General features: G+C 69.8%; 1 protein-coding gene and 1 pseudogene. One reads left to right on the forward strand and one right to left on the reverse strand.

The annotated features are described in order from the left end of the window. Positions 1 to 501, reverse strand: a pseudogene (locus ACFTZL_RS41695) (TraR/DksA family transcriptional regulator); the annotation flags it as partial. A gap of 616 nt (positions 502 to 1,117) precedes the next feature. On the opposite strand from ACFTZL_RS41695, the gene ileS reads away from it, so the two are divergent. Continuing rightward, positions 1,118 to 4,294: an isoleucine--tRNA ligase gene (gene ileS / locus ACFTZL_RS41700; protein ID WP_382594862.1), complete on the forward strand. Its 3,177-nt coding sequence runs from the start codon at positions 1,118 to 1,120 to the stop codon at positions 4,292 to 4,294. Positions 4,295 to 4,421: the final 127 nt, after the last annotated feature.

Consider the following 4,421-nt stretch of genomic DNA (forward strand, 5'->3'; position numbering starts at 1 on the left):
CGCGGTCTTCCCCGCCGCGGCCTTCTTGGCCGTCGCTTTTCTGACCGCCGTCTTTTTGGTCGCCGCCTTCTTGGCCGCAGTCCTCTCGGCGTCCGTCTTCTCGTCCGCGGCCTTCCCGGTCTCAGCCTTCTCGACCGCGGCCTTCTCGACTTCAGTCTTCTCGACCGCGGCCTTCTCGACTTCAGTCTTCTCGACCGCAGCCTGGTCGGCCTCAGCTTTTTCGCTCGGCCCCTTGGTTCCGGCCGTCTTGGCCACGACCTTCTTGGCCACGGCCTTTCCCGCCGCGGTCTTCTTGGCCGTCACCTTCCTGACCGCCGCCTTGGTCCTGGTGACAGCCGCCTTCGTCCCCTCGGTCGCCTTGTCGGCCGCCTCCTTGGCCGCCCGCCCCGCCGAGCCTCCCCGGGCGGTCTTCTTCCCGCCCGGGTCCTTGGGCGCACCGCCGGAGGCCTCCGCGGACCTGCCGGACGCCGGCTGCTGTACGGCGGTCTTCTTCGCCACCATGGCCGCGGCCCCTTCACATATTGTGATCTTGCTCGCGAATCGTGCTGGGACGATAAATCGACTTGAGTCCCGCGGCAACGGGGCACACCGCCCGATTCGCCCGCCTCGCGCATGCCGCGCGGCGAACCTGCATCCGTTGTGCCCAGCTCCCCGCCCGGTAATCCGCCGAGCCGGACGTCCCAGGATCCGAACACCCATACCACTCCATTCGGGTCATCAAACCCAAACATCACCTCTTGCGCCACCCCGTCCCCAGCGGCCCCCGAAAAGCGGTCGGCCGCTGTCCGCCCGGCGCCGTACACTGGGCGGAGCGAAAAGCGTGGATGGGGACGAGTAGCGGCGTACGCAGCCCAGAGCGACCCGGGGACGGTGGAAGCCCGGGGGCCAGCGCGACGTGAAGATCACCCCGGAGCCGCCGGAGGAAAGCCGTAGCCGAACAGCAGCGGCCAGTAGAACCGGCTTCGCGACCCCAATGAGGGGGCTCACCGGCGCACACCCCGCACCGGAGGGCCAAGGAGGGTGGTACCGCGGGAGCGCGCCGAAGGCGGCGCAGGCAATGACGTAGCTCTCGTCCCTCCGGACGGAAGGCAGCAAGTCCGCCGGAGGAAGCCCGCTGATGACATCGCCGACGTACCGCCAGGTACCCGCCCAGGTCGACCTGCCCGCCCTAGAGCACACGGTGCTCACCTTCTGGGACGAGCAGAAGATCTTCACCAAGAGCCTGGAGCAGTCCGAGGGCCGCCCGGAGTGGGTCTACTACGAGGGCCCGCCCACGGCCAACGGCATGCCCGGCGCCCACCACATCGAGGCCCGCGTCTTCAAGGACGTCTTCCCCCGCTTCCGCACCATGCGCGGCTACCACGTGGCCCGCAAGGCCGGCTGGGACTGCCACGGCCTCCCGGTGGAGCTCGCGGTGGAGAAGGAGCTCGGCTTCTCCGGCAAGCAGGACATCGAGGCGTACGGCATCGCCGAGTTCAACGCGAAGTGCCGCGAGTCGGTGACCCGGCACACCAACGCGTTCGAAGAGCTCACGACCCGCATGGGGTTCTGGACCGACCTCAACGACCCCTACCGCACCATGGACCCCGCGTACATCGAGTCGGTCTGGTGGTCGCTCAAGGAGATCTACAACAAGGGCCTGCTGGTCCAGGACCACCGCGTCGCCCCCTGGTGCCCCCGCTGCGGCACGGGCCTGTCCGACCACGAGCTGGCGCAGGGCTACGAGACGGTCGTCGACCCGTCCGTGTTCGTCCGCTTCCCGCTCACCTCCGGCCCGCTGGCCGGCGAGGCCGCGCTCCTGGTGTGGACGACCACGCCCTGGACCCTGGTCTCCAACACGGCCGTCGCCGCGCACCCCGAGGTCACCTACGTCGTCGCGACGAACGGCGAGGAGAAGCTGGTCGTCGCCGAGCCGCTCGTCGCCAAGGCCCTCGGCGAGGGCTGGGAGACCACCGGCCAGACCTTCACGGGCGCCGAGATGGAGCGCTGGACGTACCAGCGCCCGTTCGAGCTGGTCGAGTTCCCGAGCGTCAGCGAGGGAACCAATGGGCACAGCCCCGAGCCTGCCCACTACGTGGTCAACGCCGACTACGTCACGACCGAGGACGGCACGGGCCTCGTCCACCAGTCCCCCGCCTTCGGTGAGGACGACCTCAAGGTCTGCCGCTCCTACGGCCTGCCGGTCGTGAACCCGGTCCGCCCGGACGGCACCTTCGAGGAGGACGTCCCGCTCGTCGGCGGCGTCTTCTTCAAGAAGGCCGACGAGAAGCTCACCGAGGACCTCGACAGCCGCGGCCTGCTCTTCCGGCACACCCCGTACGAGCACAGCTACCCGCACTGCTGGCGCTGCCACACCGCGCTTCTCTACTACGCCCAGCCCTCCTGGTACATCCGCACCACGGAGATCAAGGACCGTCTCCTCACGGAGAACGAGAACACCAACTGGTTCCCGGACACGGTCAAGCACGGCCGGTACGGCGACTGGCTGGACAACAACATCGACTGGGCGCTGTCCCGCAACCGCTACTGGGGCACGCCGCTGCCCATCTGGCGCTGCGAGGACGACCACCTCACCTGCGTCGGCTCCCTCACCGAGCTGACCGAGCTGACCGGCACCGACCAGTCGGGCCTGGACCCGCACCGCCCCTACATCGACGCGGTCACCTTCGCCTGCCCGCAGGACGGGTGCGGCCGGACGGCCACGCGCGTGCCCGAGGTCATCGACGCCTGGTACGACTCGGGTTCGATGCCGTTCGCGCAGTGGGGCTACCCGTACAAGAACAAGGAGACCTTCGAGGCCCGCTACCCGGCGCAGTTCATCTGCGAGGCCATCGACCAGACCCGCGGCTGGTTCTACACGCTGATGGCGGTCGGCACCCTGGTCTTCGACAAGTCGTCCTACGAGAACGTGGTCTGCCTCGGCCACATCCTCGCCGAGGACGGCCGCAAGATGTCCAAGCACCTGGGCAACACCCTGGAGCCCATCCCGCTCATGGACCGGCACGGCGCCGACGCGGTCCGCTGGTTCATGGCGGCCGGCGGCTCCCCCTGGGCGGCCCGCCGCGTCGGCCACGGCACCATCCAGGAGGTCGTCCGCAAGACGCTCCTCACCTACTGGAACACGGTCGCCTTCCAGGCCCTGTACGCCCGTACGTCGGGCTGGGCCCCGTCCGAGGCCGACCCGGCCCCGGCCGACCGCCCGGTCCTGGACCGCTGGCTGCTGTCCGAACTGCACGCGCTCACCGACCAGGTCACCCAGGCGCTCGACGCCTACGACACCCAGCGCGCCGGCAAGCTGCTGTCCGCGTTCGTCGACGACCTGTCGAACTGGTACGTGCGCCGCTCCCGTCGCCGCTTCTGGCAGGGCGACAAGGCGGCACTGCGCACGCTGCACGAGGTCGTCGAGACGGTCACGCAGCTGATGGCCCCGCTGACCCCGTTCATCACCGAGCGGGTCTGGCAGGACCTGATCGTTCCGGTCACCCCGGGCGCCCCGGAGTCGGTCCACCTGTCCTCCTGGCCGCAGGCGGACCTCACGGCCATCGACCCGGAGCTGTCGAAGCAGATGGTGCTGGTGCGCCGGCTCGTGGAGCTGGGCCGTGCCACGCGCGCGGAGTCGGGCGTCAAGACCCGTCAGCCACTGTCCCGCGCCCTGATCGCCGCGTCGGGCTTCGACGCGCTGGACTCCGGACTGCGCACACAGATCACGGAGGAGCTGAACGTCGAGTCGCTCGCGACCCTGAGCGATGTCGGCGGCAGTCTGGTCGACACCACGGCCAAGGCCAACTTCCGCGCGCTGGGCAAGCGGTTCGGCAAGCGCGTCCAGGACGTGGCCAAGGCCGTCGCGAACGCGGACGCGGCCGCCCTGTCCCTGGCCCTGCGCGAGGGCACGGCGTCGGTGGAGGTCGACGGCGAGACCATCACGCTGGCTCCCGACGAGGTGATCATCACGGAGACGCCGCGTGAGGGCTGGTCGGTGGCGTCGGACTCGGGTGCCACGGTCGCCCTCGACCTGGAGATCACGGAGGAACTCCGGCGGGCGGGCCTGGCCCGTGACGCGATCCGGCTGATCCAGGAGGCCCGCAAGAACAGCGGCCTCGACGTGGCCGACCGCATCGCGCTGCGCTGGACCGCCACGGACGCGGCGACGGTCGCGGCCCTGACCGGCCATGCCGGCCTGATCTCCGACGAGGTCCTGGCGACGGACTTCGAGCAGGGCGAGGCGGACGACGCCTACGGCGAGCCCTTCAGCGACGAGGGTCTGTCCCTGACGTTCCGCCTGCGCAAGGCGTAACGCTCAGACCGAAGGCCCGGCCCCGCCAAAGATCTTGGTGGGACCGGGCCTTCGGCGTTGCGTCGCACGAACGCGATTGCGTACCCACGAACAGGCATGGCAAAGGGCGAGGCCCCGGGATCAACCC

This window comes from Streptomyces sp. NPDC056948 (genome assembly GCF_042674225.1).
Classification (GTDB): Bacteria; Actinomycetota; Actinomycetes; order Streptomycetales; family Streptomycetaceae; genus Streptomyces; species Streptomyces purpurascens.